The following is a 25,826-nucleotide window of genomic DNA, read 5'->3' on the forward strand; positions in this document are numbered from 1 at the left end:
AAATCTGACGAGTTTATACGGAGATTAAGATTTTCAATTGCTCGTATTTGTTTTTTATATAAAAAAGACCTTGCAAGTTTCCTTACAAGGTCCACAAACTCAATTAGTCTTGGTTATTTCTGATAACGAAACCGCGTTTTTTGTCGTTGCTACGGCGATTGTTTTTACGGGCACCATCTTTTGAATAGTTACCACGGGCTTTATTGCCGTTGCCGCCGCCACGGTTCCCACCGTTTTCTTTGCGGTTACGATTGCCGCCATTGCTGTTATTGCTGCGACGTCCGTTTTTATTGAATGATTTTTTTCCTTGAGGTAATGGGCGTTCTGGTGTAATTTTGACTGGTTCTAAATCAGCTGGATCTTTCGCCATTGTTTTTAGAAGCAGTGCTGCTAAATCTTGTGCAGAATAACGTTCCAAAAGATCGTCGGCTGCTTGCAAGTATTTATCCAAACCATTTTCATCCAATTTTGTTTCAACAGATTCGATTGCGGCACCTAATTGACCTTTAAATGCTTCTTTTTCGGTTGGTGGGCGCATTGGTGTCATCCGTTTTTTCGTTAAGTTTTCAATGACATGCAAGTAGCTCATTTCGTTTGGTGTAACGAAAGTCACTGACATTCCGCCTTTTCCGGCACGACCTGTACGTCCGATCCGGTGAACATAGCTTTCAGGATCTTGAGGGATATCGTAGTTGTAAACGTGTGTAACACCAGAAATATCTAATCCGCGAGCTGCTACGTCTGTGGCAACTAAGATATCTAATTGACCACTCTTAAATGAACGTAAAACGCTCATCCGTTTTTGTTGAGAAAGGTCCCCATGAATGCCTTCAGCTTTGTAGCCACGAGCTTCTAAACCACGTGCCAATTCATCAACACGACGTTTCGTACGACCGAAAACGATCGTCAATTCTGGTGATTGCACATCCAACAAACGAGTCATGACATCGAATTTTTCATAATCTTTTGAGCGAACATAATATTGATCAATCAAATCAGCGGTCATTTCTTTGGCTTTGATTTGAACATGTTCAGGCTCTTTCATGAATTTCACGCCGATATTTTTGATTGCTGGCGGCATTGTTGCTGAAAATAGTAACGTTTGACGAACATCTGGCACTTGGCTGATGATTTTTTCAATATCTTCCAAGAAGCCCATGTTCAACATTTCGTCTGCTTCATCTAATACAAGCGTTTCAACCGTACCTAATTTTAAGGTGTGGCGGTTGATATGGTCTAACATACGTCCTGGCGTACCAACTACGATATGGGGACGATCTTTTAATTGACGGATTTGACGGCCGATATCGGCTCCACCGTAAACTGCTTGAACGCGAATTTTTTTGTCTTTACCAAGACGATACAATTCTTCTTGGGTTTGGATCGCTAATTCACGGGTTGGGGCAATCACTAATCCTTGTAGTTGATGGTTCGCTGGGTCGATTTTTTCTAACATTGGCAAACCAAATGCGGCGGTTTTACCAGTACCGGTCTGTGCTTGACCGATCACGTCTTTGCCTGCTAAGGCTAATGGAATCGTTGCTTCTTGAATGGGTGTTGCTTCTTCAAAGCCGGCACGCTCAACAGAAGTCAATAATTCGTTGGATAATTCTAGATCTTTAAATTTCAAATGGATCCTCCTAGGCTGGTCATCTTTTCGATGCCTGTTTTTCTATCATCGAAGCGTAGGTTAGTTCTTCAGAAACACAAGAGTAGTCCCATTTACTCTTATCTTTCTCTCGGTACCGAAAAACCGCTTCACGAAGGCATTATAAAAGGCTAAAACAAGTGTTGTTTGTCTCAGCCATCATTTTATCTCAAAACGTCAATGTTTTTTACAGTAATCATTCTGTGCTTCATCTTTCGGCGTTAGATAAGTATAACACGTTTTGAAAGTTTCAGCAAGATTTCAACTCCGCTTTACATTCCTTTTAGTGCATCAACGACTTCGCTCAAGCCCATGCCATTGCTCCCTTTGATTACCAAGCTGTCGGAAGGTTCTAAAGTTTCCTTTAAGGAGGCGATCAGTTGCGGTTTTTCATCTGTCGCAAAATAGCGCACCTTGTCAGCCAGTGGTGACTGAACTAGTCGTTTTTGCAATGCTTGCATTTCTTTGCCATAAAGAAAAACTAGTTGGAACGAGTCATCTAAATGTGCGGCCATCTGCTCGTGCATTTGTGCAGAATCTGGTCCTAATTCAAGCATATCTGCCAATACGGCGATCCGTCGTCCTTCTAACGGCAATTTGCGGAAACTATCCAATACAAGACCCATGGCAGTCGGATTGGCATTGTATATATCGCTCAAAATCGCTGCTCCGTTACCGGCAGTTACCCATTGGGTCCGATTTTTCGTTAATTGAAAATGCGCCAAGCCTTCCTTGATGGCTTCATCTGCTACACCAAAATGACGTCCTAACCCAATCGCGATCAAGGCATTTTTGACATTATAACCGCCTAATACCGGTAAGGTAAAAGTCGTACCTGCTACCGTAAAAATCGTTTGATCTTGCGATTCCTCTACGATGTCTCCTTGCAGATCTCCCTCTGTTAAGCCAAAAGTTTCAATGGGCTGCGTCAAGTTAGGAACAAAGGGGTCTAACAATGGTTCATCCGCCGGCATCATAAAGAAGCCGTCTTTTTTCAATCCTGCGGTGATCTCCATTTTGGCTTTGGCGATCCCTTCTCTGGACCCTAAGTTTTCAATGTGGGCTTCGCCAATCAAAGTGATCGCCGCTGCATCAGGTTCTGCTAAGCGCGAAAGGACTTCGATCTCTCCTGCATGGTCCATTCCCATTTCTAAAATCAACACTTGCGTATCTTCTGGTGCATGCAAGATAGTCAAAGGCACGCCTAGTTCATTGTTATGGTTACCTTGAGTTTTGTAGGTCTGGTATTTTTGTGCCATAACCGCGTCTACCATATCTTTTGTGGTTGTTTTCCCATTACTTCCGGTAATAGCGATGATTTTTGGCGCAAGTTTTTCTTTGTAGGCTCGTGCTAACTGTTGGAACGCTTTGACAGTATCCTTGACGGGGATCACAAGGATGCCTTGCGGTGGTTGTATGGTGGGATGACTCCACAATGTCGCGATCGCACCATTGTCTTTGGCTTGTTGGGCAAATTCATGTCCATCCCGAGTCCCCGCCAAGGGAACAAAAAGACTGTTTTCTTTGATTAGACGGCTGTCAAACTCCACAGAGGCAAGTGGTGTCTCATTTTCAATTGGCTGACCAAATACGGCAGCGGCTTCTTTTACAGTAAAATTCATCAGTTTCGCTCCTTTTTTACAAAAAAAGAAAGCACAAGATCGCTTCAAGTATTTTCCTTGAGTTGAGCTGGCTTTCTTCCTGCTATTTATTCTGCTTCGTTTTCGTTTTCTGCTTCCGTTTCGGTTGCTTCTACGTTGGTCAAGAACGAACGTCTTTGATTGAAACGATTCATCCCTAATTGGATCAATTCTTCAATCAAATCCCCATAAGGCAATCCGGTCTTTTCCCATAGCAATGGGTACATGCTGAATTCAGTGAATCCCGGCATCGTGTTTAGCTCATTTAAAAAGAGCTCGTTTTTATTGGTCAAAAAGAAATCACAACGGCTCAATCCACTGCCGCCTAACATCGTATAGGCTTTTTTCGCAAACTCTTGGGCTTTGGCTTGTGTTTCTTCGGGAATTTGCGCAGGAATCTGCATCTCGATTCGGTTGTCAATGTATTTGGAATTGTAATCATAAAACGCAACATCTTTTACGATTTCTCCCGGCATGGTGGTCCGCACGTCTTCGTTTCCAAGAACAGCGACTTCGATCTCACGGGCTTCGATTCCTTGTTCAACGATCGCTCGGGTATCATAGCGATACGCTTCTTGTAGCGCATTTTGCAGTTCTTCACGGTTCTCGGCTTTCGAGATACCGACACTTGAGCCCATGTTGGCAGGTTTGACAAACATCGGATAAAGCAGACTGCCTTCACATTGATCGAAAATCTTTTTCGGATTTTCTTTCCACGCATTTTTCAAGACTGGTACATAGGGAACTTGCGGAATTCCCGCAGCTTGCAAGATGTACTTGGTCATGATTTTGTCCATCCCGCAGGCACTAGTCAAGACACCGGCTCCGACATAAGGCATTCCGATGGTTTCTAAAAACCCTTGGATCGTGCCGTCTTCGCCGTTTGGTCCATGGAGCAATGGAAAGACGATCGCGTCTTCTTCATAGATGGCCCCAGGTGAAATTTCTTCCCCTTTGGTCTCTTCGTTGGTCAATGCCAAAGTATCTGGTGACGTTGGCGCCTCAGACAATAATGGGCCTTTTAACCAACGTCCTTCTTTAGTGATCATTACTAATTGAACTTGGTAGTAATTATAATATACAGCATTAACAACTGAAAAAGCGGATAACAGTGATACCTCATGCTCTGCACTGCGTCCCCCGTATAATAAAATGATTTTCAAAAGAATTTCCTCCTGTATTCATTGATTCTACCAAACTAAGTCTTCCACATTTTAGCACAAAATCGACCAACCGGCATTAAATCTTGCAGAAATTTCTTTAAGCTTACACAGTCGTTAGTTGAATGTTTTTCATTTTGTCAGTACTATGAATATATCACGGCACGTTTAAAGAGGTGGGACCTATGACAGAACAAACTGCTCCTTCTAGAAAAGGACGATTAAAACAAATCCTTCAAGTCTTTTTGAAATACAAAGTCGTTCAAAATATCAGCAAACAGCAGCATCCCGAAATGGTGCGTCAAGCGTTTGAAGAATTAGGACCAACATTTATCAAAATCGGGCAGATGCTTTCGGTCCGCAATGACCTGCTTTCCAGCACTTTCGTTGATGCCTTCAAGCAGTTACAAGACAATGTCAAAAGCGATCCATTTCCCAAGGTCAAAGCACTGCTGGAAGCAGAACTACAGCAGCCACTAACGGAAGTTTTTTCCGCTTTTGATGAAATCCCAGTCGCCTCAGCTTCCATCGGACAAGCCCACCGAGCAAACTTGATCAGCGGCAAAGAAGTGATCGTCAAAGTGCAGCATCCGGGAATCATTGCGGCGATTCAAGTGGATCTCGATCTTTTTGAAAAGGCTCTACCGTTGGTTCGTGCAATTCCAGAAGCCAATGTGGTGGATTTAAAAAGCGTGTTAAGCGAAGTCAGACGATCCCTTGCCAATGAAACAAATTTTTTACAAGAGATGAAAAATGCGCAGGAATTCTACCGTAACAATCACCAAAACCCGCAATTGGCATTGCCAAAAGTTTATCCCGAATGGTGCACCCAAAAAGTATTAGTCATGGATTACATGGCCGGTGAAAGTTTGAACTGCTTGCTGACCCGCAGCAATCAAGATATCGTTTATGACAATCAGTCCGTGAAAGCAGTGAAAAAACAAGTGGGAACGCTATTAGTCGAAAACTTTATGAAGCAAGTCTTTGAAGATGGCTTCTTTCACGCTGATCCGCATCCTGGCAATCTTTTTTTACATGTCTTCACAGATCAAACCAACCGACCAAAACCATTCCAAGTCAAACAGCGCGTCGGTGTCCTCGGCGGTGTTGATTATTCATTGAAGTGGCAAGAAGAAGCGATTATGCCGCCTTACCAAGTGATTTTCTTAGATTTTGGGATGATGGGACATTTGGATCAGTCATTACGCAGTCGCTTAGCTGATGCATTGATTGCTTTGTATACCCAAGACACCCAAGAAGTCGGCAAAGCTGTCTTGCGTTTGTGCAACAGCAGCGGCAGTTCCTTTGATGAAGTCGCCTTCTATCAGGATCTTCAAAAATTTGTTGAAAACTACTATAATATGCCGCTAAAGGATATCGACTTGCAAAAAGTGATGGGGGAAGTCATCACGATCTGCCATGATAACCAACTGCAGATGCATCGAGACATCACCTTGCTGATTAAGGCTTTTGGCACCTTGGAAGGTGTGATCAAAGCCTTAGACCCCGAATTATCAATGATGGAAGTCACTCAGCCTTTTGCACAAAAATATTTCTTACAGCAGCTGAGTATTGAAGACGAGGTGAAAAAAAGCGCCTTGGCAACCGCAAAAAGCTTGCGGGCACTTAGCCATCTTCCTGATCGGACCTTGGCTGTCTTAGACACTTTTGCCACTGGTAAACACCGGTTAAATTTAGAGATCCGCGAACAAAAACAGCTATTGGACCGCTTTGATCAGATGGTCAATCGACTGGTAATCGGTATTATTCTAGCTGCGGTCATCCTTGGCTCTTCCTTATTGGTGGTCGCCAGCCCGCAACAAGGAGCCTTCGTCCATCAGATGGGGATCTTCGGATATACCTTGGCATTTTTCGCGATCGTAGCTTTAGTCGGCAAATACTTTTATGATCGTTTTCGTAAGAAATAAATAAGCACCTTCAATTCCCGTGTTTCATGCAGAAGCTGGGTCTTGAGGGTGCTTATTTTGCAAGGGTCTGTCGCAATTCGTTTTCAAAGATTCGTTTGAAGGCTTCCCGATCCTCTTTCGTAAAGGGCTTCGGTCCTTTTGTGCGCTTGCCTGCTTTACGCATCTGCGCACCTAAATAGCGTTGACCTAATAAAAAATCGATTGTTTCTGGCAAATACTCTGTACCGTTATGGTGAAAAACTCGTGCTTTTTTGGGCAAGACTAACGAGGCTAAGCCATAATCTTGGGTGACGAGAAAATCGCCGGGTTCTATCTCCTTCACGATTTCATAATCCGCGCGATCCGAGCCTTTGTCGACATAGACAAAGTGGACATGGGCGGGATAGTCTTTGGTCGTATAATGATCGACACTGGTCACGATCACTACCGGCAGCTGATACTGCTGAGCCAGTTCAATCACTTCATTTTTCACCGGCGAACCGTCGCCGTCAATAAAAAGCCGCATCTGCTTGCTCCTCTCAAAAGTTCCTTCTTTTACAATTACTTCTATTGTAAGAGGAGCACCTAGAAGATGCAAGCAGACTTTGCGGTATTTTCATTTCAGTCTTGCTCAATGAGGGAATAAGAATGACGATCTTTGTCTCACTAACTAGCAGTTACCATATGCAAAGCTCACCTTTCAATTTTAGAAAATGCTCGTTCCTTCAACTCATAAACGACATCGCAAGCCTTTGCTACTTCTTGTTCATGGGTCACTAAGATGATACATTTTTTTTGCTCATGGGCAATTTCTTGAAATAGTTTGACGATTTCTTTAGATGTCGTTTCATCCAAGTTTCCAGTCGGTTCATCGGCTACGATCAGCTCATGTTCACAGCACAACGCGCGAACGATAGCGACCCGTTGCTGTTGCCCACCCGATAATTGGGTCACTTTTTTCAGTGCCAGCTCTTCCGTGATACCAACTTTGGCTAAGTTAGCTAAAGCATAGGCCTTTTTATCGGCTTGCTGCGACTTCGCGATCGCCATGGCTGTGATCACATTGTCCAGTGCCGACATATAAGGCAATAGATTATACGCTTGGAACACGATGGAAACATCTTTGCGGCGGTATTCTCGCAATCCGATTTTTGCTAACGTTTCTTCGTTGTAAAGGATCTTTCCTTCTTTCGGGGTATCTAGACCCGTGATCAGCGACAGGAAGGTTGTTTTCCCCGATCCGCTGGAACCTAAGATCGCATACATCTTGCCAGGTTCAAAGGTCAAATCAACGTCACGAAACAGCGCTTCTGCTTCGCTTTGATACCAATATCCTAATTGTTCTGTTCGTAATGTCATGTCGTTCCTCCTAAGAAACCAAGATTTTTTTCGGATTCAACCGCAAAATGCCCGCGGAAGAGAGTAAGATCGAGCCAAAACTGATCCCTAGACCGAGTAATGCCAATAGACCAATTTGTTGAGGGGAAACGGTGATTTCTAAGGACTCCACTTCTGCTGATTGGGTGAAGGATGGGAAAGAACCCCCACGATTTCCGCCCATTTGCGGCATCTCCCCGCCTCCAGGACCAGCGTTTTCAGTGGCTGCTTGATCAGTCGTTGTCTCTGTTTGTTGTGCCAATAATTGCTCTCCGACGGCATTACCGACAAGATTGCCGCTAGCGGCCGCGATCCCTAAAGCAAACACCATACAGACAAAAATCTCTGTGAAAAATTGTAGGATCACTTTGGCCCGTGACTCGCCTAAAGAGAGCAATACGCCAATCTCATAGCGACGTTCCCGAATCGACATCATCACGATCAACGTCAAAATAATGATACCGGCAGCAGCAACTAACACAATAATATTTTTTGCAAAGCTAGCGACATTATTCAATGGTGTCAGCATCGACTGATACATTTGATCGTTGGTTTGAATGCTGTAGGTTTCTGTATCGATCAACCCTTCCGCTTCTTCCACGAATGCTGTCATCTCAGACGGATCACTCAAGGTATAGGTTGCCGAGTCAATGGTGTCCTCATTGCCGCTCAACGTATTGGCAAGGGTATAAGAAGCAAAGATCGTGTTGGCTGGATTGAGAAAGTTGAACATTTGGCTCATGCTGTTGCCTACTTCACTCGTTTCATAGATTCCCTTGATCGTCACTTCGACTTCATTGTCCTCTGCATCAGTGATCGAAAACGTATCTCCGACTGCCAAATCATTTGCTTCAGCCAACGAGGATTCGATCAGTACTTGGTTCGTGCCTTCATCCTCAGAAGTAATGCCTTCTCCATCCGTGATCGTCGCTGTTCCTTCCGAAAAAGTCGTATACGCCGCACTAGTTGATACACCAGTGATTTGGAAATCACCCGTACTCATATTCCCACCAGGCATTCCTCCTGGCATACCGCCCATTTGCCCCGATTCGCTGCTGTCGGTTGCTTCTGACTCTGTCGATGAGTCACTGCTGGAGATCGGTTCGATCCCGCTGACGGCATCAGCAGAGGTGCTGACTTCAAAACTATATGAGGCAACCCCGTCTAAATCGGCGATCGCTTGGGCATCAGTAATCGCTACTGGTGTCGATTGAAAACTCCCTGGATCTGGTCGGGTGCTTTGGTCATCGCTGTCAGAAGAAGAGCTCCTTTGCTGAAAAGCCTGCTCGCGGTTTGCTTGCAACGTCACAGTTGCGCCAACACTTTTCTGGGCATTTTCAGTCGCTACTAGTGCCGCACTGCGAATCGTCAGACCCGCCAATACAAAAATCAAGATTGCAGAAAATACGGCGATCAGCAACAGGCTCCGGCCTTTTTTCGCCCATAAACTTTGGAGACCTCGTTTCAAAAAATTCATCTTTGTTCCTCCTGAATAGCTATTTATTGTCTTTCGACTATAAGGATCCTAGCTTAAATTGACCTTAAACCGTCTCCTGATTTTTTGAATCATAGAAACAGACCGCAACGACTGCCTGCGATCTGTTCGATTTATTGATAACCATTTGGTGATGATCGGTGAAACTTCAACTAACGACCAAAACCACCGCCCATCTGATTGGTTGTCGCTGTTGCACCTGATTGGGTCAAGTTAGCGATAGTATCCGTGACGGACAATGTTCCTAACTCTGTCCCATCACTGAGGGTTCCGCCAGCATAATAACCGGAGACTGCTTGTGCATCATTCGTCCCACCACTGACCAACGTATAGCTGCTATCGGTCAAATCTGGGCTGGAAAGAACCACGTGTTGGTAGCTTTTGCTTGGGGCATAGGACAAGATCGTCTGACCTTGACTGTCCTTTAAGGTCACTAGGGTCTCGGCTGATTGGGTTTGATCGAAACTGATTCCGATCGACTGTTGACTACCACCGCTAACGTTCATGGCCATATCGGTCGTGCCTGCCGCTAACAAGACGCCGCCGGTGAGTTCAAATGTGCCGTTATAGTCCAAAGCACCATTGCCACCGGTCGTTGGACCATTTACGATGACGACGCCATCACTCATGGTGACATTGCCATTACTATCCAGGCCGTCCCCTTCGGCATCAATGACCAACGTTCCACCAGTGATCGTGATCTGTTTACTGTCATCCGCGGTATCGCCGCCGCCAGGGCCGCCGCCAAAACTGTCTTGACCAAATTGTCCCGTTGTTTCATCCGTATCACTGCCACCACCGGCATTGATCCCATCATCGCTAGCCACGACGTGTGTCGTGCCACCTGCAATCGTGATTACACTTGCTTCTAATCCTTCATAGGATTCTTCGATAGAAATCGTTCCGTCGGAGATCGTCAATTCATTGTCGGCGTGGATCCCATCATCGCCACTGCTGGCAGTGATCGTGCCACCTGCAATGTTGATCGTATCATTGGCATGCAAGCTATCATCCGCACTATCGATCGTAAAGGTGCCGCTGCTGATGGTCATCACACCGCCAGCTTTCAATCCTTTGTAACTTTCATCCGTCACTAGCGACTGACTTTGGGCTCCGTCAGCCGTTTTGATCGTGATATCAGCTGATTGGATGCTTAAATTTGTTTCTGCTTGGATCCCGTCACGACCACTTTGGATCGTAAAGGTACCACCATCAATCGCAACGTAGCCTTTTTCCGCATCTTCCGTATTATTCGCTTGGATGCCATCTCCTTCAGTGGTGTTCAGTGTGTAGTTCCCCGCCAAGATCGACACGGAATCTTTTCCTTTGATGGCATTGTTCTTCGCTGTGATTTCAATCGTCCCCCCTGCTAAAACCAAATCATCTTTGCTGCGCAATCCGTTGCTGTAATTTCCTGTGATCACCAACGTCCCATCGCCGTTGATGGACAAATCTTCTTTACTATAAAAGGCAGCATCTGGTTCTGTCTCGCCTTCAGCCAAGGTGTAGCTGCTGCCATCCGTCAGAGTATTCGTCGTATCACTGGCTAAGGTCGTGATGACTTTTTCTGCTTGTTCGATGACGACGGCCGCCCCGTCTTCATTGGTGATCGTGACACCGGCAAAGATCAGATGGACTTTTTCTTCTTTGTTGACGTTGACAACCAGTTGGCCATTACTTAACGACCCGCTGACGACATAGGTGCCGGCTTGGGTGATCGTCACGGTTTGGTCTTCCACTGAAACGCCATCAACAGCCGTCGTGTCGCTGCCATTCAATTCAAGTTGCGTAGCAGTTGCCTCATCGTAGGAAGCATCAACATCTTCTTCTTCGTAACTACCGTAATAGTCCACAGAATCATCAAGGGTCGTTGAAACGTTGGTCACTGCGGCAGAACCGGAAACTGCTGCTGCGGAACTGGAACTGCTGCTCGTGCTAGTACTATCGGTTTGCCCGCAAGCGCCTAAGAGCAGCGATGAGAGCAAGAGTGGATAAATGAGTTTTTTCATAAAAGGTTCCTCCTTCTACAGCTCATCGCGGTTAGCGGTGAGCTTGCCTAAAACAACAGGTAAATTGCCATTACGAACCCGAACTTCATCAATGATTTGCTTTTCTTGCGCTTGGTCTTTTAACAGCAACTGATAGCGCAATTCATACAAGCTTCCCATCGTCGTCGTTCGAACCGATGTCAGTTTGGCAGAATGCGTATATTTTTCAAAGAGATCATCGAATAATTGTGGATAATCCAAATCTTCCGGAATCGTGACCTTCAGTTCCCGTTCACTCGTGGCTTGTCGATCGCCAAAGGGCATCGTATATAAAAGGGTCAAGAAAAGCGCCACGATAATGGAAAAAATGACAACATAGCCGACATACCCCATCCCAGTTGCCAGACCGATCCCCATCGACCAAAAGACGCTGGTAATCTCTCTAGAACCCCCGGGAACCGAGCGGAAACGAATCAAACTGAAGGCACCTAAGATCGCCACCCCTGTGCCAAGATTGCCGTTGACTAGCATGATCACCGATTGAACGAGAATCGGTAAGACTGCCAAGGTAATGACGAAGTTTTTCGTATAGACATTGCGGATCATATGGATCGCTGCCACTAATAATCCTAAAAGCAATGAGGCGGCGATACAGATCAATAAGCTACTCCATTCAAGGGTGCTCGTATCGCCAGAAAATAGACTAGATAACATGTAACCGTTCCTCCTTCTTGAATAAATGCCGTTGATAGGTTTGGGCATATTTTGAAAAGCTGCCTTTGCGCACACTGTATTTGTTCAGCAGTTCCACAAACCATATTGGATAAGAGCCGAGGGCTTTGACTTCCATCAACACTCCGACTTCCGGTGCTACTAGTGCACCGTAACTACCGGAACCTAACATGAGATCGCAGGTGCGAAAGCGAATGTTTTGATCGAACGTCACGCGAAATTCACTATCATCATCAACAAACAGCGACAGGCGATCATAGGCAATCAAGACTTTTGGTAGCAGGTCCGGGTTTTTCTTAAATAACCAGTGGATCTCCGCGGCGATTTGCGGGGCTTCCTCCATTGACGGCAAGACCCCCGTTTGCAACCAGCGGCAATAGTCAGCATAGGGCATCGGAACGCGGCGTTTGTAGACCACGCCACTGACTTTCTTCTTGATCTCTAAAAAAATCAACTGTTGCTCTGTCGGTACCCCATAGCTGCGGACCCGAAATTTTTCTTTGTATTTCGGTTTGTCCATCGAATGACGAATAAAGCGGTAATCCTGGGTATCATAATACAAGGACATAATCGTGTGTTGCCCATATTCATCGATCGCCATTTTTTGCTGCAACTCGCCAAGAAATGCTGGAAATTGCTCCTTAGTCAATAGATATTTCGTCTCTTTTCTTTGAAAGACTTTTTTTAATTTCATAAAATGTTCCTCCCTTGAAATCCATGCACTGAATTTACGGCAGCTATCTTAAATGCAGCTTAAGACAAAACAGTTTTTTTAAGCATTTTTTATGCTATTCGTGCTATTCTTATCCTTAAAGAGGTGGGAACATGATTAAATTATTAGTAATCGAAGATGACAAAACATTATCTGAAAATATGAAAGAGATCGTCAGCGAAATCGGTGAAGTCACGCAAGCATATGATGGCAGTGAAGGCTTGTACGAGGCGGAAACGGGGATCTATGACTTGATTATTCTTGACTTGATGATGCCTGAGATGAACGGCTATGAGGTGCTTTCAGCATTACGAAAAAAAGGACTCCAAACACCCGTCCTGATTTTAACAGCCAAAGACGGCTTAGAAGACAAAGTAACCGGCTTTCAAAAAGGGGCTGATGATTATTTGACCAAGCCTTTTTATCGGGAAGAATTATTGATGCGGATCAAAGCGTTGCTAAAACGCTCCTTAGGTTTGTTCAATGAAAATACACTGGAATATAACGGGTTGCTCTGTAACCTTGGCACCAACGAGGTCAGCTATCAAGGGGAGCTTTTACCGATTCAAGGGAAAGAATTTGAGCTACTGCTCTATTTTCTACAAAATAGAAACATTATTTTGACCAAGGAACAGATTTTTGATCGCATCTGGGGGTTCGATTCAGAAACGACCCTGACTGTCGTAGAAGTCTACATGAGCAATCTGCGAAAACACTTGCGCCAGACAGGAATCGACAAAGAGATCCGTACGTTGCGAAATGTCGGCTATATTATGCAAGGAGCCTAGTCTATGAATAAAGAACGCTCTAAGAGACAACGGCTGCACTCCTTTCTCCTAAATGTCAGTGCCTTTGCTTTGGTCTTCTTACTTTTAGGAACGATCGTGCTCCAATTATTCAACCAATCGGCTTATCGTCAAACCGATATTTCTTTGGAACAAGCAGTCAAAGATACCCGCTTGATCCAAGCTGAGATCAGCGCTTCACAATCCAATCTAGAGGTATTGCCACCAGATAGTGCAATGCCGAAGATCCCTGGTACCAATCGCTTCAACACCCAGTTGATCCTCTGGTCTGAGGACGGCGAGATTTTAAACAAACAGACTTTAGGCGGCCGTTTTTCACAATTGGCAAGTCTATCTTTAGATACGAGCCATTTAGACAGTATCACGTCTTTTTCAGTGGTGGATCAGTCCTTGTCAGAGGAAGAAGAGACACTTTTGTTTCGCTCAATCACCACCAAAGCCCCAACCAATGACGCCGGGGTCGGCTATATCCAAGTCTTAGCGAACACCAATCAAATCAAAAATGCCATGAACAATTTCCAAACCATCTTGATTTTATCGATGATTTTTTTCTGGATTCTCTCGATCGGGATCAGCTACTTGCTTTCCAGCTTGAACATGCGCCCAATTTTAGCCTCGTGGAAGAAACAACAAGAATTTGTCGAAAATGCTTCTCACGAGCTGCGCACACCATTGACGATCATTCAAAATAGTCTGGAGCGCCTGTTTACCAAGCCCAATCATACGATCATTGAAGAATCTGAAAGCATTGCACAAGCGTTAGCGGAAACCCGACGGCTAACTGGATTAACGGCTGATCTACTAACGATTGCCCGCAGTGATTCCAATCAACTGCAGTTAACGAAAGAAACCGTCGAATTAGTTCCGTTTATCGATGACTTAGTCAAACCTTTCAAAGAAATTGCCGAACTGGATCAAAAACATTTTATTGTCGAAAATTTTGCCAAAACGACCGCTTGCTTTGATCAAAAGAAAATTCATCAAGTCCTCGTGATTCTCCTAGATAATGCCTTAAAATATACCAGCAGTGGTGATAAAATTACGCTCTTATCGGAGATTTCTAACAAGCAATGGCTGATCGAGGTCAAAAACACGGGACCAACTATTTCCGATGAAGAGAAAGCTCGCATCTTTGACCGCTTCTACCGCGAGGATCGTTCTCGCTCCAAGGAGACCGGCGGCTATGGTTTAGGCTTAGCGATCGCCAAGCAAATCGTCGAAGAGCACAAAGGACAAATTCTGGTCAAAGATCTGCAGCCACGAGGGGTTATTTTTCAGATTCGCTTACCTAAAGAAGGATAAAGGAGAAAAAAATGCAGGTCATCACCCTTAAAGAACACCCTGAATACTTAGCAGAAGCGATCCGTTACTTCCAAAAACAGTGGGCTGGCCCCGATTCCCTCATGGTTTATGAAGACAGCCTGACCCATAGTTTTTCAACAAGCATTTTGCCGCAATGGCTACTGCTGGTCAACGATGAGATGGCATCCGACGGACCTTATCAAATCATCGGCTGCGGCGGCTTGATCCCCAACGACTTCATCAGTCGGATGGATTTGACGCCTTGGCTTTGCGCCTTGTATGTGGACCCTTTGTGGCGTGGCCAAGGCGGTGCCCGCCTTTTGATCGAAACAGCTAAACAGCGCGCTGCTGGAGCTGGTTTTGATTCTCTGTATCTATGTACGGATCTTTCTACTTTTTATGAGCAGTTTGCTTTCGAACCGATCGGCACTGGCTACCACCCTTGGGGAGAGTCTTCCACCATCTATCGCTGTTCTCTCACGTAAATAAACAAAAAAAAGCTGTGAACAAAATTGTTCACAGCTTTTTTCACTCACAGTACTATTGCTAGTAGAATACCCTATCTCCACAAAAGGAATATTCCGACACCCTACAAATCCGGTAGGTTGCTTACGCGGTGTGCCTCTGCTATCAATCTGGTCAGCTAATGCTAGACCTTCTCGACTCGTCGCATGAGGATTACTTTACCATAAAATTAGTCGGAATACTACTGTTTTTTTTATAAAATCAAAAACTGCGGATAAACATCTTTCAAGAAAGAGCACTTATCAGCAGTTTTACATGAACCAGTTGTTTCTTCTCAAAAGAAACGTTCAAATCGATGGATTCAAGAAACCTTAGGATAAAAAGGTTGCCACTTTGGTCGTAATCAAATCAATGGCTACGTGGTTTTCGCCGCCTTCTGGTACGATGACATCAGCATACCGTTTTGTCGGTTCGATAAATTGATGATACATCGGTTTTACGACCGTCAAGTATTGTTCGATCACAGAATCCAACGTCCGGCCACGTTCTTCCATATCACGTTTGATTCGGCGAATAATCCGAATATCATCGTCTGTATCAACATAAAGTTTAATATCCATTAAATTACGTAATCGCTCATCTTCTAAAATCAAGATCCCTTCCAAGATAATGACTTCTTTGGGTTCTTGAATGATCGTTGCTTCGCTGCGAGTATGAGCGACATAATCATAGACAGGTTTTTCGATCGTTTGATATGCAAGCAGCTGCTGCAAGTGATCGATCAACAAATCAGTATCAAATGCAAAAGGATGGTCATAGTTGGTGTTCAACCGTTCTTCAAAGCTCAGATCACTTTGGTCTTTATAGTAGGAGTCTTGTTCAAGCATCATAATAGAATGGTTGGGGAAATGATTAAAGATCGCCCGACTCACGCTTGTTTTTCCACTACCTGATCCACCTGTCACACCAATAATAATGGGCTTGCCATTCGTCATTCAATTAACCTCTTTCATCTTAAAAAATTCACACTGGTTCTATTATAGCGAAAATTCGGCAAATTACTACTGTTTCTGTAGAATCAGTGCTGCAATAAAGGAAGTAATTGCTGCAAACGTTCGATCTCAACGGTAGGCTGAATCTCACCACTGTTTTTTTTCTTTGGATTAAACCAAATCGTGTCGATCCCTGCCAATTGTCCGCCTAAGATATCTGAAGTCAGTGAATCGCCAATAATGACTGTTTCTTGTTTTTTAACGTTTGGTATGCGGGCAAACACGTAGTCAAAATATTCTTTCATTGGTTTTTGATAACCCGTGTCTTCTGAAACAAAAATATCACGGAAATAGGGCTTCAATTTGGCATCTTCCAAGCGACGGTACTGGGTTTCAGAAACCCCGTTCGTAACCACGTATAGGTCAAAATGCTGCGCCAACTCCGCTAAGATCTCATCACTGTTGTCTAACAGTTTATGTCCTTCATTTAGAAATTCTCGGTACGCCAATTCAACTGCTGGACTATCGACCTGAATGCCTTGCGTTTCAAAAAACAAGCCAAAACGCTCATTGATGACTTGGTCTCTCGTGATTTTCCCTTGCTCAAACTGCTGCCACAAATCATGATTGATCGTTTGATAGCTTTGTTTGCGCTCTGGAGTCATTTCCAAGCCATGAGCTTCAAACAGTGCTTTTAAGGCTTGATCTTCGGTATCTTGAAAGTCGAGGATCGTGTCATCGACATCAAATAATAATGTTTTATACTTCATTTTCTCCCTCTTTCTCAGCGGAAATGCGCCGCCAGTCCTTTTAATTCTTCTTGCGTCAGCGAGCGATAACTGCCCACTGCTAAATCATCTGGTAGAACCAGCGAACCCATCGCTGTTCGTTTCAGCTGAATGACTTTTTTCCCTCGGGCTAAAAACATCTTTTTCACTTGATGGAACTTGCCTTCAGCAATTTCTAACGAAACAAAGGAATGATCCGCTCGGGCATCGATGATCGTTAGGGCAGCTGGTTTGCAAGTGACACCACCATGAAAGGTGATCCCTGCAGCAAATGCCGCCACATCCTCAGGAGTCACCAAGTCATTGACCACCACTTCATATCGCTTGGTCACCTTTTTGGTGGGATGCAGCAAGTCATAGCCTAACTGACCATTCGTCGTAACTAATACCAACCCTTCCGTGTCCCGATCCAATCGACCGACGGCATAAAGTTCAGGATGTTGATCTTCGGGTGCAATCAAAGCGATCACTGTCTGGTGCTGTTGATCCAGATTGGCTGTAACGACACCCTTGGGTTTGTTGACGATATAATAGCGTTCCTGTGTTTCCAACTGCCGCCCCGCAACCATGATTTGATGCAAGCTGCTATCGACGTTGCGCTCGGGCCTTCGCTCAATCCTATGATCCACAAAGACTTTTCCTTGCTGAAACAACCGTTTCATCTCTTTCCGGGATGTATTCAATTGTTGCTCGATCACTTTATCTAAACGCATAAATTTTTCTCCATAGTGGCTATTATAGCTTAGGATCTAGCGAAAGGAAACTGCCAGGATTTCAAATGATTTGACTTTCTTTGTCTTTTTGCGTAAGGTTAAAGAGTAAAGTAAATATAGTTTCTCATACACAGCGTTATGACCTGGTGGAGAAAAGTTGAACCAAAACTTTCTGGGGCAGTTGTGTACACAACTGCCCTTTTGCGTGTTTTCACTCACGTACCACTTAATGTGCAGAGTTAACAAAATTTGCTTAAAAAATCTCGTTACTAACGAGAAAATTTTAGGAGGAATTGAGTTATGTCAGTATCATTAGAAGTTACGAAAAGAGAAGTTCGCCCACGTTCTTTACGGAACAAGTTGCGTCACGAAGGAAAAGTACCTGCAATTGTCAATGGGTACAAAGTAGAAAGCACACCGATTGCTGTCAATGCAGCAGAATTAGAAAAAATCTTGCGTGAAAATGGATTGAATACCGTAATCACGATCAGTTTAGAAGGCAAAAAAGTCAATACACTGATCAAAGAGTATCAATCAGATACCTTCACACGCAATTTAACCCACGTTGAATTCCTATCTGTCGATATGAATGAAGAAACCGAAGTAGAAGCAGAAGTAACCTTAATTGGCGAATCTGCTGGTGTCAAAGCTGGTGGTGTTCTAGCACAAAACTTGTATACAGTCGTTGTATCAGCAACACCAGACAAATTGCCTGAACGTGTTGAGATCGATGTAACGTCATTAGAGATCGGCGATTCATTAACAGTGGCTGATCTGCCTAAGAACGACGAGTACACGATCGTGACCGATCCAGAAGAACAAATCGTTGCGGTTACTGAACCACAAGAAATCTCTGAAGATGAAGAAGCCGGCGAAGCTGCTGAACCAGCAGTTATCGGTGAAGACGAAGAGTAATCATAGAACACCGTTCTTAAGACCACGTCTTCAATCAACAGACACTTCTAAGAAATGTAGGACTCTTGAAGGGATTTCCCTTCAAGAGTCCTTTTCATTCTTACGAAGAGCTGGTATGCTGCAACTGACTATTTCCCATTGAAAGACGTCTTTGGGAAAGCTTGGTCCAGCCAACCCAACAAATTTTTAAAAAAATAGTTAAAATGCGTCGCTGACCAAAAAGAAAAGCAGAAGTAGTTGCATTTTTGACGGTTCTTCATTATGATAAATAGACAAATTTGATGTTAGTGGCAAGCCTACTTGAAGGAGGGGTTTATTATGTTTGAAACATTTGATGATCACCGCAGTCGTTACGCTTCTGGCGGTATTGTTCAAACACTACCTAGCGAATTGATCGATAGTATCTGGTTGATCATCGATCTTGATTTAAGAGGGTTTATTCCGTTGACAAATCTGCTCACCTTTGAAGTCCAAAACAATCATGGTCGTGTCACCCTGCTTTTTTCTCAAGCACAAAGTCAAATCGAACTTGGTGTTGATCTACCTTACCGGTATTCCGACCTGTATCCCCAAAAAGTCTATGTGTATGATGATGGGCAGCGGCAAACGATTTTATTGCCTAGCGAGACTCGTTAACGCCCATTCGCCATTCTCTTTTTATAACGACACCTATATAAAAAACCACCCTTTTTATTTTAGAAGGTGGTTTTTTTTTGCATACCTCCTTTCATTTAATTCTGTCTAGCAGCAATTTCAAATAAATACTCGACAAAAACATCGTTTTTTATTACGTTTTATTGACTATTTTTTGCGAGTGAAAATAACGAATGAAGTTCCCTTATAATAAGGACAGTTGCAAAATTTAGCTGAAAGAGGTGCATGATGTTGAAAAATATCCTTGAAAAAGATATTATGCAAATGCTGCGACTCTCCACAACACTTTTAACCGAAAATCCCCTGCCTTTGAATAAAGCTGCTGCCGCCCAAAAAATCTCTGTCAAAACGATCCGTCGGCTGCTGTCAAGCCATTTAAACGAGGACCCATTCTTCCACTATGATGTACAACAAGGGCACATTCGTGCAGACCGTCATTTGCAGCAATCAGCCAGTTGCTCCCTCCCCCATATGGAAATGATTGCTGCATTATTCACTAAAAGTGTAAATTATCAGCTACTCTTGCTCTTGTTAAAAATGCCGACTATTTCCTTTGCAGACCTCTACAAACGCTATTATCTCAGCCCATCCAGTTTGCATCGGCGCTTTTCATCCTTTTCTAACTTTTTAGCACCTTATCAACTAGCTATCGATCGCCGCAGTTATCCTTTAATCACTGGAAACGAACGACAACTGCGCTATGTGCTTTTTCGCCTTACCCTCTTAGCAAACCCAGCGCTTATCTCCCCCAATCAAGCGTTTCAGGAGCTGACACAAATCCATCAGTTACGGAAAACTGCTTTTTATCCCAACACATCAATCACGTTTACTCAACAAGTTTTTCCCAAACACTTTGTTCCAAGTTTCTACTTAGTCGGTGAACGCAGCTATTTGTTTTTATGGAAACAGCTTCTAACACTGGAGCCTTTCTATGTACCTGCAGAAGAATCTGGCCTCTTATGCCAAATCATCACCCCAGTTTTGAGGCAGTATCCAATCGAGCAGCCGTTAGAGGTTCTTTTGCCGAAAATTTTCCAAGCCCATATGCTGGGGGCATTATTGGAGGGCAATTTATTTGTCTACCCGCCATTAAATCCTCGCTTATCTGAACGTTCACAACGCTTGGTCCGTGCTTTCTTGACACAGCTTCCCCACTACGAAAAACTTTTAAAGAAGCATCCCGAGTTGCCCTTACTCTATGAATGCATTTGGCAAGACGTCTCTTTCTTCCAACCCATCATTGCCTTTCCGCAACAAAAAGAGCGCCCACTTGAATAGCGGTACGCTCTTTTTAAAATCATTTTACTATCAGTGAATTATTTTGCGTCAGCATCAACGATTTTCACTGAACCTTGCCATTGTTCTTCAACAAAGTCTTTGATTTCGTCTGAATGAAGCACTTCAATCAATTTCTTGATTTTGTCGCTATCTTCGTCACCACTGCGGACAGCGATCACGTTGACATAAGGAGAATTATCCGCTTCTAATAAAACAGAATCATCCGCTGGGTTCAAATCGATCCCGAATGCGAAGTTCGCATTGATGGCAATTAGGTCTGCTTCGTCGTTTTGATAAGCAGTCGCCAAAAGAGATGGATCGACGTCATGTTTAAATTCTAAGTTTTTCGGATTTTCAGCAATATCATCAAAGGTTGCCGTTTCTGTATCAACGCCGTCTTTTAAGGTAATCAAGTCAGCATCTTGTAAAATCGTTAGGATACGACCCCAGTCAGATTCAGAAGTGGAAGTAAGAACCGTTGCACCATCTTCTAGTTCTGAAATATCAGAGATTCGTTTTGAGTAAAGACCCATTGGCTCGATATGGATCGCACCGGCATTAACAAAGTCATAGCCATTGTCTGCGATTTGTTTGTTCAAGTAAGGAATGTGTTGGAAGTAATTGGCATCGATATCGCCATTTTCCAATGCTTTGTTTGGCAACACATAATCATCGAAGGTCTTGATTTCAAGATCAATGCCTTCTTCTGCTAGTAAAGGTTTGGCTTGTTCTAAAATTTCCGCATGAGGCGTAACCGATGCACCGATCACTAATTTTGTTGATTCTCCCTCAGCCGCAGATGAATCAGAGCTTCCTGAATTTGAGCCCGTTCCACAAGCAGCTAAAGCGGCAGTTAACAATAAGGTTGTTGCAATACCAAAAATCTTTTTCATATCCATTTCCTCCCATATTTTCCACTTTTTGTTCTTCGTTTCATTTACCGTTTATCGGTGGCCTTCGCAAGGAAATCGCCGACCCCTTGGATAATGAAAACGATAATTAAAATAATCACTGTTGCAACAAGCGTAACAGTGTAATTTCCACGTTGAAATCCTTCTTGCCAAGCCAAAGCGCCTAGCCCACCGGCACCGATCGCGCCTGCCATGGCGGTATAACCAATCATTGAGATCGTTGTGACTGTCAGTCCTGAAATCAATGCCGGAACACTTTCTGGGATCACGATCTTATAAATGATCTCCCAGTAACTAGCGCCCATCGCTTCTGCTGCTTCAATCACACCAGGATTGACTTCACGAAAAGCAATTTCCACCATCCGAGCATAAAACGGTGCTGCCGATAATACTAATGCTGGGATCGCTGCTTTTGCCCCTAGGAACGAACCGACTAATAACGTTGTAAAGGGAATGATCAAAACCATCAAAATCATGAATGGCGTTGAGCGAAAGGCGTTACTGATGATGGAAACCACATTATAGAAAATGTTGGCTCCCGCCGTTTGTTTACGCCCTAGTGAATAAAGCGCCAATCCTAGAAGCAAACCGATCACAACCACTAAAACCATGGAGAAGAAAGTCATAAACAAGGTGTCTAGGGTTGCTTGCTGCATATTGGCCCAGTCGACCTTTTCAAAATTAAAATAGGTTTCTACAAATGACTTATCCACGTTCAATCACCTCCACGCCTACTTGCTGCTCTTTGAAAAAGGTGATCGCTTTTTCGATCTCATTTGCTTCACCTGTCAATAAGACCGTCAAGCCGCCAAAGGAGCCTTCATTGGTTTGTTGGATCTTTCCATAAACGACATTGACATCGATCTGGAAGCGGCGAATTGCTTGTGAAATGACTGGTTCATTGGCGTTGTCTTGCGTGAATGTCAAGGTCACTAAATGTCCTTGCGGATTTTCTCGTAAGAAGGCTTGCCGTAGTTCTTCGACATCTTCTTCTGGTTCCAAATCTTGCTGAACAAAACGTTTGGTCACTTCTTGCTGTGGGTTACGGAAAACCGATTGTACTGATCCTTCTTCCACGATCTGCCCATGCTCCATCACCGCGACCTTGTTGCAGATTTTGCGAATGACGTTCATTTCATGGGTAATCAGCACGATCGTCAAATGCAATTTTTTATTGATGGAAAGCAAGAGATCCAACACTTCTTCTGTTGTTTGTGGATCTAACGCACTCGTTGCTTCATCACACAGCAAAATTTCTGGTTCATTCGCTAATGCACGAGCAATCCCGACTCTTTGCTTTTGTCCGCCAGACAATTGTGCCGGATAGGCAGTTTCCCGTCCTTCCAACCCAACTAACTTGATCAGCTCTTGCGCCCGTTGCCGTCGTTTTGCTTTTTCAACGCCTGCCAACTCCAATGGCAATTCGATGTTCTCCGCCACCGTTCGAGACCATAATAGATTAAAGTGCTGAAAAATCATGCCGATTTTTTTACGGAAGTTTCTCAATTCTTTGTTTTTCAATGCCAAAATATTTTGACCGTTAATGACTACATCTCCTGCTGTCGGCAATTCTAAGCCGTTCAACAAACGAACTAATGTACTTTTCCCAGCACCAGAGTAGCCGACGATTCCATAGATATCGCCTTTTTCCACTTGCAGTGAAACATCATTGACGGCGTCGACAGCCGTTTGCTTTTTGCCGAATGACTTTTTTACATGCGACAATTCGATTAATGCCATGTTATTCCCATCTTTCCTCTTTGGTTGGTTAAACACAAAAAAAGCTCTCATCCTCTGTACATTATACTGTTACAAAGGACGAAAGCACAACTTCCGCGTTACCACCTTGATTTACTGTCGATTCGCATCAACAGCCTCGCTCAGTACTTGAATTGCTTCGCATACTGCTGCACTGTAACGGGTGCCTCCCGTGATAGGCTTGTTTCCACTCACCTATCATGCTCAAAGACCATCTTCCATCCTCTCTCCGTTGCCCATTTGCACCAAACAGGGCTCTCTGTGTACGTTAAGAACATGTACTCTTCTTTTCAAAGCATTCATTTATTGAGCAAATTATAGCAACGTCTTATCCGACTGTCAATTCTTTTTGAAAAAATAGTCGTTTTTACAGATTTGACTTACAAGGCTTCAAATTGACTTGGGTCAACCTCTTTGAAGCTGACAAGCCAAGCGTTCATTTCGTCTTCATCATTTAAGGTATCAATGGATTGATCGATTTTTTCATTTACGGAAGAAATCACGCCCGTCAATGGACTTGGAAATTCACTGACTGCTTTTTCCGCTTCCAGCTCAACAAGGGTCTCTCCTTGTTTTAAAGCAGTTCCTGCTTTTTGAATCGAAGCAAACGTGACCGCACCAAGTTCTTCTTGCGCTTCTTTTGTTAAACCGACACAATATTCTTTCCCGTTAAACAAAACCCACAAATTATCTTTTTTTCTTAAGCATTTCTTTTCCATGATTCTTGTAAGACTCCTTCATATTCATTTTCTTTAAATCCATTAATCAAAAAGCGGTCGCCGCTAACCAGCAGTGGGCGCTTGATCAACATACCATCGGTTGCCAGCACATCGGCTGCGTCTTGGGCAGTCATGGTCGGCACTTTTTCTTTTAATTGCAATTCACGGTATTTCATGCCGCTTGTGTTAAAGAAACGGGTTAACGGTGCTTCGCTTGATTGGATCCAAGCCAGCAATTGTTCCGGTTGAGGCGGTGTGGTCACCATATCGATCGCTTCAAAGGGAATCTCGTGCTCTTCTAACCAACGCTTCGCATTTCGGCATGTACTGCATTTTGGGTACCAATAAAATGTAATCATGTGAACTCCTTAAAGTGTTTTTGGTGCGGTCTCAGCTTGATAGCGCATCGATAAAATCAAACCGATCCCAATCATATTGCTTAATAGGGCAGATCCTCCTTGGCTAATAAACGGCAGTGGAATCCCCGTCAACGGTAAGAGACCGATGTTTGCGCCAATGTTTTCAAACACATGGAAGAGAATCATCATAATGATCCCAGTTGCCAAGTAAGCATAAAATTCATTGTTGGTATCGAAACATACGCGGATCATCCGGTAGATCAAAATAAAATACAATAAAATGACAAACGCGCTGCCAATAAACCCAAAATTCTCACCGATCACTGAAAAAATCATATCGGATTCTCGGACTGGTACATACACATCGCTGACATTAAATCCTTTCCCGAACATCCCGCCAGATGCGATCGCCATCAGAGCGTACGCCAATTGGAAGGATTGCCCTTGGGTATCATGAAAAGGATCTAGCCACGAATCGATACGGGCGAACTGATACTCTTTAAAGATCCCTGTATTGTACAGCAACTCACGACCAACATCGGTGGTCACTAAGAAAATCGTTCCGCCACCGAGAATCACGAATGCCGCAATCACTGGCACAACGATTCGCCAAGAGATCCCCGACATCAAGAAGACCCCACCGAAAATCGCCAGAAAGACCAGCATCGTACCAAAGTCGTTTTGCAAGGTAATCAGGATCAGTACTGGAATCGTGACGGCCAACATTTTCGCAATCAGCACCCCATCTGTTTTCAAATCCCGTTCCCGATGCTTGACATTGTGCTGCGTGACGACTAACGCCAACATCATAATATAGGCAATCTTCATCAACTCTGAAGGCTGGAGGGTAAAGGGACCAAAACGGAACCAGTTTTTTGACCCTGTCGAGGTAGCCATTGTCCGGTCATAAAATTTCAACAGCGCCAACATGACGGCTAATCCAGCTCCATAAATATAGGGAGTCAATTTCCAGAGCCATTTTGATTTGATCTGCATGATAATAATCACCGCAATAATACCTAACACATACCATAAAGCTTGAAACCCTAAGGTTCGCCACATATTCGGGTTATTTGGATCATGCGTCAACGCCACATACAAGGACGCCACTCCAATCAGACATAATAAAAATACGGGTAGAATCACACCGTAGTCAATTCGATTATCGTTCGTTTTTATTCGTGAATTTTCCATGTCCACACTCTCTTCTGTAGAATCTTTATCCATTATAGTGATATTTGAGGAGAAAAGAAAGGATTGTCCATGAGCATTCACAAAAAATTTAGAAACTTTAATGATTTTCGGGAAAAGAGGGTTAAAAATAATTCAAATTGATAAGAATTACAACGAGAGCGGACCTAACTTCTGATTCATATCTGATCAATCAGAGTATAATTACAGTATATCTATTAGACAGGAAGTTCAGAAGCATATTTTTCTATTAAAACTCGCTGAATACGTCTATATCTTATTAGTAATAAATCACTTCATTTCAACTATTCTTCTT

General features: G+C 43.8%; 25 protein-coding genes and 1 other annotated feature. Of the genes, 7 read left to right on the forward strand and 18 right to left on the reverse strand.

Annotation, left to right across the window (positions count from 1 at the left end):
• Positions 1 to 103 precede the first annotated feature (103 nt).
• The 3 genes from cshA to IGI92_RS14280 all read right to left on the reverse strand — a co-directional run bounded on the left by cshA (position 104) and on the right by IGI92_RS14280 (position 4,451).
• Positions 104 to 1,630 carry a degradosome RNA helicase CshA gene (gene cshA / locus IGI92_RS14270; RefSeq protein ID WP_010749100.1) on the reverse strand — a complete coding sequence of 509 codons (1,527 nt, stop codon included), beginning with the start codon at positions 1,628 to 1,630 and terminating at the stop codon, positions 104 to 106.
• A gap of 290 nt (positions 1,631 to 1,920) precedes the next feature.
• A complete protein-coding gene (locus IGI92_RS14275; protein WP_061053331.1) occupies positions 1,921 to 3,270 on the reverse strand; it encodes a UDP-N-acetylmuramoyl-tripeptide--D-alanyl-D-alanine ligase in 1,350 nt (449 codons plus the stop codon).
• A gap of 86 nt (positions 3,271 to 3,356) precedes the next feature.
• Positions 3,357 to 4,451 (reverse strand): D-alanine--D-alanine ligase, encoded by a 1,095-nt coding sequence (locus tag IGI92_RS14280; RefSeq protein WP_061053332.1) that lies wholly within the window; start codon positions 4,449 to 4,451, stop codon positions 3,357 to 3,359.
• Positions 4,452 to 4,633: 182 nt separating this feature from the next.
• Between IGI92_RS14280 and IGI92_RS14285 the strand changes: the two genes are divergently transcribed.
• Positions 4,634 to 6,376: an ABC1 kinase family protein gene (locus IGI92_RS14285; protein WP_016612930.1), complete on the forward strand. Its 1,743-nt coding sequence runs from the start codon at positions 4,634 to 4,636 to the stop codon at positions 6,374 to 6,376.
• Positions 6,377 to 6,428: 52 nt separating this feature from the next.
• Here IGI92_RS14285 and IGI92_RS14290 read toward each other — a convergent pair whose 3' ends face one another.
• From IGI92_RS14290 to IGI92_RS14315, 6 genes are all read right to left on the reverse strand, one after another.
• A complete protein-coding gene (locus IGI92_RS14290) occupies positions 6,429 to 6,881 on the reverse strand; it encodes a YaiI/YqxD family protein (protein WP_015510428.1) in 453 nt (150 codons plus the stop codon).
• A 167-nt stretch (positions 6,882 to 7,048) separates the two neighbouring features.
• Complete coding sequence (locus tag IGI92_RS14295; protein ID WP_008379404.1) at positions 7,049 to 7,714, reverse strand: ABC transporter ATP-binding protein; 666 nt, start codon at positions 7,712 to 7,714, stop codon at positions 7,049 to 7,051.
• A gap of 10 nt (positions 7,715 to 7,724) precedes the next feature.
• On the reverse strand, positions 7,725 to 9,209 hold the full coding sequence (locus IGI92_RS14300; protein ID WP_301387809.1) for an ABC transporter permease: 1,485 nt from the start codon (positions 9,207 to 9,209) through the stop codon (positions 7,725 to 7,727).
• Positions 9,210 to 9,379: 170 nt separating this feature from the next.
• The gene (locus IGI92_RS14305; protein ID WP_016621916.1) at positions 9,380 to 11,236 is read right to left on the reverse strand and encodes a carbohydrate-binding domain-containing protein; all 1,857 of its coding nucleotides are present in this window, start codon (positions 11,234 to 11,236) and stop codon (positions 9,380 to 9,382) included.
• A 15-nt stretch (positions 11,237 to 11,251) separates the two neighbouring features.
• A complete protein-coding gene (locus tag IGI92_RS14310) occupies positions 11,252 to 11,929 on the reverse strand; it encodes a DUF4956 domain-containing protein (protein WP_005233649.1) in 678 nt (225 codons plus the stop codon).
• Positions 11,919 to 12,641: a polyphosphate polymerase domain-containing protein gene (locus tag IGI92_RS14315; RefSeq protein WP_301387805.1), complete on the reverse strand. Its 723-nt coding sequence runs from the start codon at positions 12,639 to 12,641 to the stop codon at positions 11,919 to 11,921. Before IGI92_RS14315 ends, IGI92_RS14310 begins: the two co-directional genes overlap by 11 nt.
• A 131-nt stretch (positions 12,642 to 12,772) precedes the next feature.
• On the opposite strand from IGI92_RS14315, the gene IGI92_RS14320 reads away from it, so the two are divergent.
• Genes IGI92_RS14320 through IGI92_RS14330 form a run of 3 tightly spaced genes read left to right on the forward strand, consistent with a single transcriptional unit; the run spans position 12,773 to position 15,252 of the window.
• Positions 12,773 to 13,447, forward strand: coding sequence for a response regulator transcription factor (locus IGI92_RS14320; RefSeq protein WP_005233644.1), 675 nt, complete (start codon positions 12,773 to 12,775; stop codon positions 13,445 to 13,447).
• 3 nt (positions 13,448 to 13,450) lie between these two features.
• A complete protein-coding gene (locus IGI92_RS14325; protein WP_301387803.1) occupies positions 13,451 to 14,767 on the forward strand; it encodes a sensor histidine kinase in 1,317 nt (438 codons plus the stop codon).
• A gap of 11 nt (positions 14,768 to 14,778) precedes the next feature.
• A complete protein-coding gene (locus IGI92_RS14330) occupies positions 14,779 to 15,252 on the forward strand; it encodes a GNAT family N-acetyltransferase (protein WP_196043802.1) in 474 nt (157 codons plus the stop codon).
• Positions 15,253 to 15,603: 351 nt separating this feature from the next.
• Here IGI92_RS14330 and udk read toward each other — a convergent pair whose 3' ends face one another.
• The 3 genes from udk to IGI92_RS14345 all read right to left on the reverse strand — a co-directional run bounded on the left by udk (position 15,604) and on the right by IGI92_RS14345 (position 17,725).
• Complete coding sequence (gene udk / locus IGI92_RS14335) at positions 15,604 to 16,227, reverse strand: uridine kinase (RefSeq protein WP_005227927.1); 624 nt, start codon at positions 16,225 to 16,227, stop codon at positions 15,604 to 15,606.
• Between the two features lie 83 nt (positions 16,228 to 16,310).
• Positions 16,311 to 16,994, reverse strand: a complete 684-nt coding sequence (locus IGI92_RS14340; RefSeq protein ID WP_008379392.1) for a YjjG family noncanonical pyrimidine nucleotidase — start codon at positions 16,992 to 16,994, stop codon at positions 16,311 to 16,313.
• A 14-nt stretch (positions 16,995 to 17,008) separates the two neighbouring features.
• Complete coding sequence (locus tag IGI92_RS14345; RefSeq protein WP_301387798.1) at positions 17,009 to 17,725, reverse strand: 16S rRNA pseudouridine(516) synthase; 717 nt, start codon at positions 17,723 to 17,725, stop codon at positions 17,009 to 17,011.
• Between the two features lie 300 nt (positions 17,726 to 18,025).
• On the opposite strand from IGI92_RS14345, the gene IGI92_RS14350 reads away from it, so the two are divergent.
• From IGI92_RS14350 to IGI92_RS14360, 3 genes are all read left to right on the forward strand, one after another.
• Positions 18,026 to 18,640, forward strand: a complete 615-nt coding sequence (locus IGI92_RS14350; RefSeq protein WP_005227923.1) for a 50S ribosomal protein L25/general stress protein Ctc — start codon at positions 18,026 to 18,028, stop codon at positions 18,638 to 18,640.
• A gap of 318 nt (positions 18,641 to 18,958) precedes the next feature.
• Positions 18,959 to 19,276 carry a DUF960 domain-containing protein gene (locus IGI92_RS14355; protein WP_301387795.1) on the forward strand — a complete coding sequence of 106 codons (318 nt, stop codon included), beginning with the start codon at positions 18,959 to 18,961 and terminating at the stop codon, positions 19,274 to 19,276.
• Positions 19,277 to 19,519: 243 nt separating this feature from the next.
• Positions 19,520 to 20,572, forward strand: coding sequence for a helix-turn-helix domain-containing protein (locus tag IGI92_RS14360; RefSeq protein WP_306425329.1), 1,053 nt, complete (start codon positions 19,520 to 19,522; stop codon positions 20,570 to 20,572).
• A gap of 38 nt (positions 20,573 to 20,610) precedes the next feature.
• On the opposite strand, the gene IGI92_RS14365 is transcribed toward IGI92_RS14360, so the two are convergent.
• The 6 genes from IGI92_RS14365 to IGI92_RS14390 form a co-directional block, all read right to left on the reverse strand.
• Positions 20,611 to 21,465 carry a MetQ/NlpA family ABC transporter substrate-binding protein gene (locus tag IGI92_RS14365; RefSeq protein ID WP_010749087.1) on the reverse strand — a complete coding sequence of 285 codons (855 nt, stop codon included), beginning with the start codon at positions 21,463 to 21,465 and terminating at the stop codon, positions 20,611 to 20,613.
• Positions 21,466 to 21,509: 44 nt separating this feature from the next.
• Positions 21,510 to 22,196, reverse strand: a complete 687-nt coding sequence (locus IGI92_RS14370) for a methionine ABC transporter permease (protein WP_060791558.1) — start codon at positions 22,194 to 22,196, stop codon at positions 21,510 to 21,512.
• A complete protein-coding gene (locus IGI92_RS14375; RefSeq protein ID WP_301387790.1) occupies positions 22,189 to 23,223 on the reverse strand; it encodes a methionine ABC transporter ATP-binding protein in 1,035 nt (344 codons plus the stop codon). Before IGI92_RS14375 ends, IGI92_RS14370 begins: the two co-directional genes overlap by 8 nt.
• A 71-nt stretch (positions 23,224 to 23,294) precedes the next feature.
• Positions 23,295 to 23,544: a binding site (T-box leader), on the reverse strand.
• A gap of 77 nt (positions 23,545 to 23,621) precedes the next feature.
• Complete coding sequence (locus IGI92_RS14380) at positions 23,622 to 23,960, reverse strand: glycine cleavage system protein H (RefSeq protein WP_010749086.1); 339 nt, start codon at positions 23,958 to 23,960, stop codon at positions 23,622 to 23,624.
• The gene (locus IGI92_RS14385) at positions 23,942 to 24,319 is read right to left on the reverse strand and encodes an arsenate reductase family protein (RefSeq protein WP_301387777.1); all 378 of its coding nucleotides are present in this window, start codon (positions 24,317 to 24,319) and stop codon (positions 23,942 to 23,944) included. Before IGI92_RS14385 ends, IGI92_RS14380 begins: the two co-directional genes overlap by 19 nt.
• 9 nt (positions 24,320 to 24,328) lie before the next feature.
• Entirely contained in the window at positions 24,329 to 25,513 is a 1,185-nt protein-coding gene (locus tag IGI92_RS14390) for an FtsW/RodA/SpoVE family cell cycle protein (RefSeq protein ID WP_301387776.1), read from the reverse strand.
• Positions 25,514 to 25,826 lie beyond the last annotated feature (313 nt).

This window comes from Enterococcus sp. DIV2379 (assembly GCF_050542965.1).
Taxonomy (GTDB): Bacteria; Bacillota; Bacilli; order Lactobacillales; family Enterococcaceae; genus Enterococcus_D; species Enterococcus_D entomosocium.

What these genes read in the sequence shown, in the direction of transcription:
- IGI92_RS14385 (WP_301387777.1), bottom strand. Translation starts at nt 24,319, where the DNA reads ATGATTACATTTTATTGGTACCCAAAATGCAGTACATGCCGAAATGCG.
- udk (WP_005227927.1), bottom strand. Translation starts at nt 16,227, where the DNA reads ATGACGAATGGCAAGCCCATTATTATTGGTGTGACAGGTGGATCAGGT.
- IGI92_RS14350 (WP_005227923.1), top strand. Translation starts at nt 18,026, where the DNA reads ATGTCAGTATCATTAGAAGTTACGAAAAGAGAAGTTCGCCCACGTTCT.
- IGI92_RS14290 (WP_015510428.1), bottom strand. Translation starts at nt 6,881, where the DNA reads ATGCGGCTTTTTATTGACGGCGACGGTTCGCCGGTGAAAAATGAAGTG.
- IGI92_RS14325 (WP_301387803.1), top strand. Translation starts at nt 13,451, where the DNA reads ATGAATAAAGAACGCTCTAAGAGACAACGGCTGCACTCCTTTCTCCTA.
- IGI92_RS14305 (WP_016621916.1), bottom strand. Translation starts at nt 11,236, where the DNA reads ATGAAAAAACTCATTTATCCACTCTTGCTCTCATCGCTGCTCTTAGGC.
- IGI92_RS14375 (WP_301387790.1), bottom strand. Translation starts at nt 23,223, where the DNA reads ATGGCATTAATCGAATTGTCGCATGTAAAAAAGTCATTCGGCAAAAAG.
- IGI92_RS14360 (WP_306425329.1), top strand. Translation starts at nt 19,520, where the DNA reads ATGATGTTGAAAAATATCCTTGAAAAAGATATTATGCAAATGCTGCGA.
- IGI92_RS14310 (WP_005233649.1), bottom strand. Translation starts at nt 11,929, where the DNA reads ATGTTATCTAGTCTATTTTCTGGCGATACGAGCACCCTTGAATGGAGT.
- IGI92_RS14355 (WP_301387795.1), top strand. Translation starts at nt 18,959, where the DNA reads ATGTTTGAAACATTTGATGATCACCGCAGTCGTTACGCTTCTGGCGGT.
- IGI92_RS14300 (WP_301387809.1), bottom strand. Translation starts at nt 9,209, where the DNA reads ATGAATTTTTTGAAACGAGGTCTCCAAAGTTTATGGGCGAAAAAAGGC.
- IGI92_RS14295 (WP_008379404.1), bottom strand. Translation starts at nt 7,714, where the DNA reads ATGACATTACGAACAGAACAATTAGGATATTGGTATCAAAGCGAAGCA.
- IGI92_RS14345 (WP_301387798.1), bottom strand. Translation starts at nt 17,725, where the DNA reads ATGCGTTTAGATAAAGTGATCGAGCAACAATTGAATACATCCCGGAAA.
- IGI92_RS14365 (WP_010749087.1), bottom strand. Translation starts at nt 21,465, where the DNA reads ATGAAAAAGATTTTTGGTATTGCAACAACCTTATTGTTAACTGCCGCT.
- IGI92_RS14330 (WP_196043802.1), top strand. Translation starts at nt 14,779, where the DNA reads ATGCAGGTCATCACCCTTAAAGAACACCCTGAATACTTAGCAGAAGCG.
- IGI92_RS14380 (WP_010749086.1), bottom strand. Translation starts at nt 23,960, where the DNA reads ATGGAAAAGAAATGCTTAAGAAAAAAAGATAATTTGTGGGTTTTGTTT.
- IGI92_RS14315 (WP_301387805.1), bottom strand. Translation starts at nt 12,641, where the DNA reads ATGAAATTAAAAAAAGTCTTTCAAAGAAAAGAGACGAAATATCTATTG.
- IGI92_RS14390 (WP_301387776.1), bottom strand. Translation starts at nt 25,513, where the DNA reads ATGGAAAATTCACGAATAAAAACGAACGATAATCGAATTGACTACGGT.
- IGI92_RS14340 (WP_008379392.1), bottom strand. Translation starts at nt 16,994, where the DNA reads ATGAAGTATAAAACATTATTATTTGATGTCGATGACACGATCCTCGAC.
- IGI92_RS14320 (WP_005233644.1), top strand. Translation starts at nt 12,773, where the DNA reads ATGATTAAATTATTAGTAATCGAAGATGACAAAACATTATCTGAAAAT.
- IGI92_RS14275 (WP_061053331.1), bottom strand. Translation starts at nt 3,270, where the DNA reads ATGAATTTTACTGTAAAAGAAGCCGCTGCCGTATTTGGTCAGCCAATT.
- IGI92_RS14285 (WP_016612930.1), top strand. Translation starts at nt 4,634, where the DNA reads ATGACAGAACAAACTGCTCCTTCTAGAAAAGGACGATTAAAACAAATC.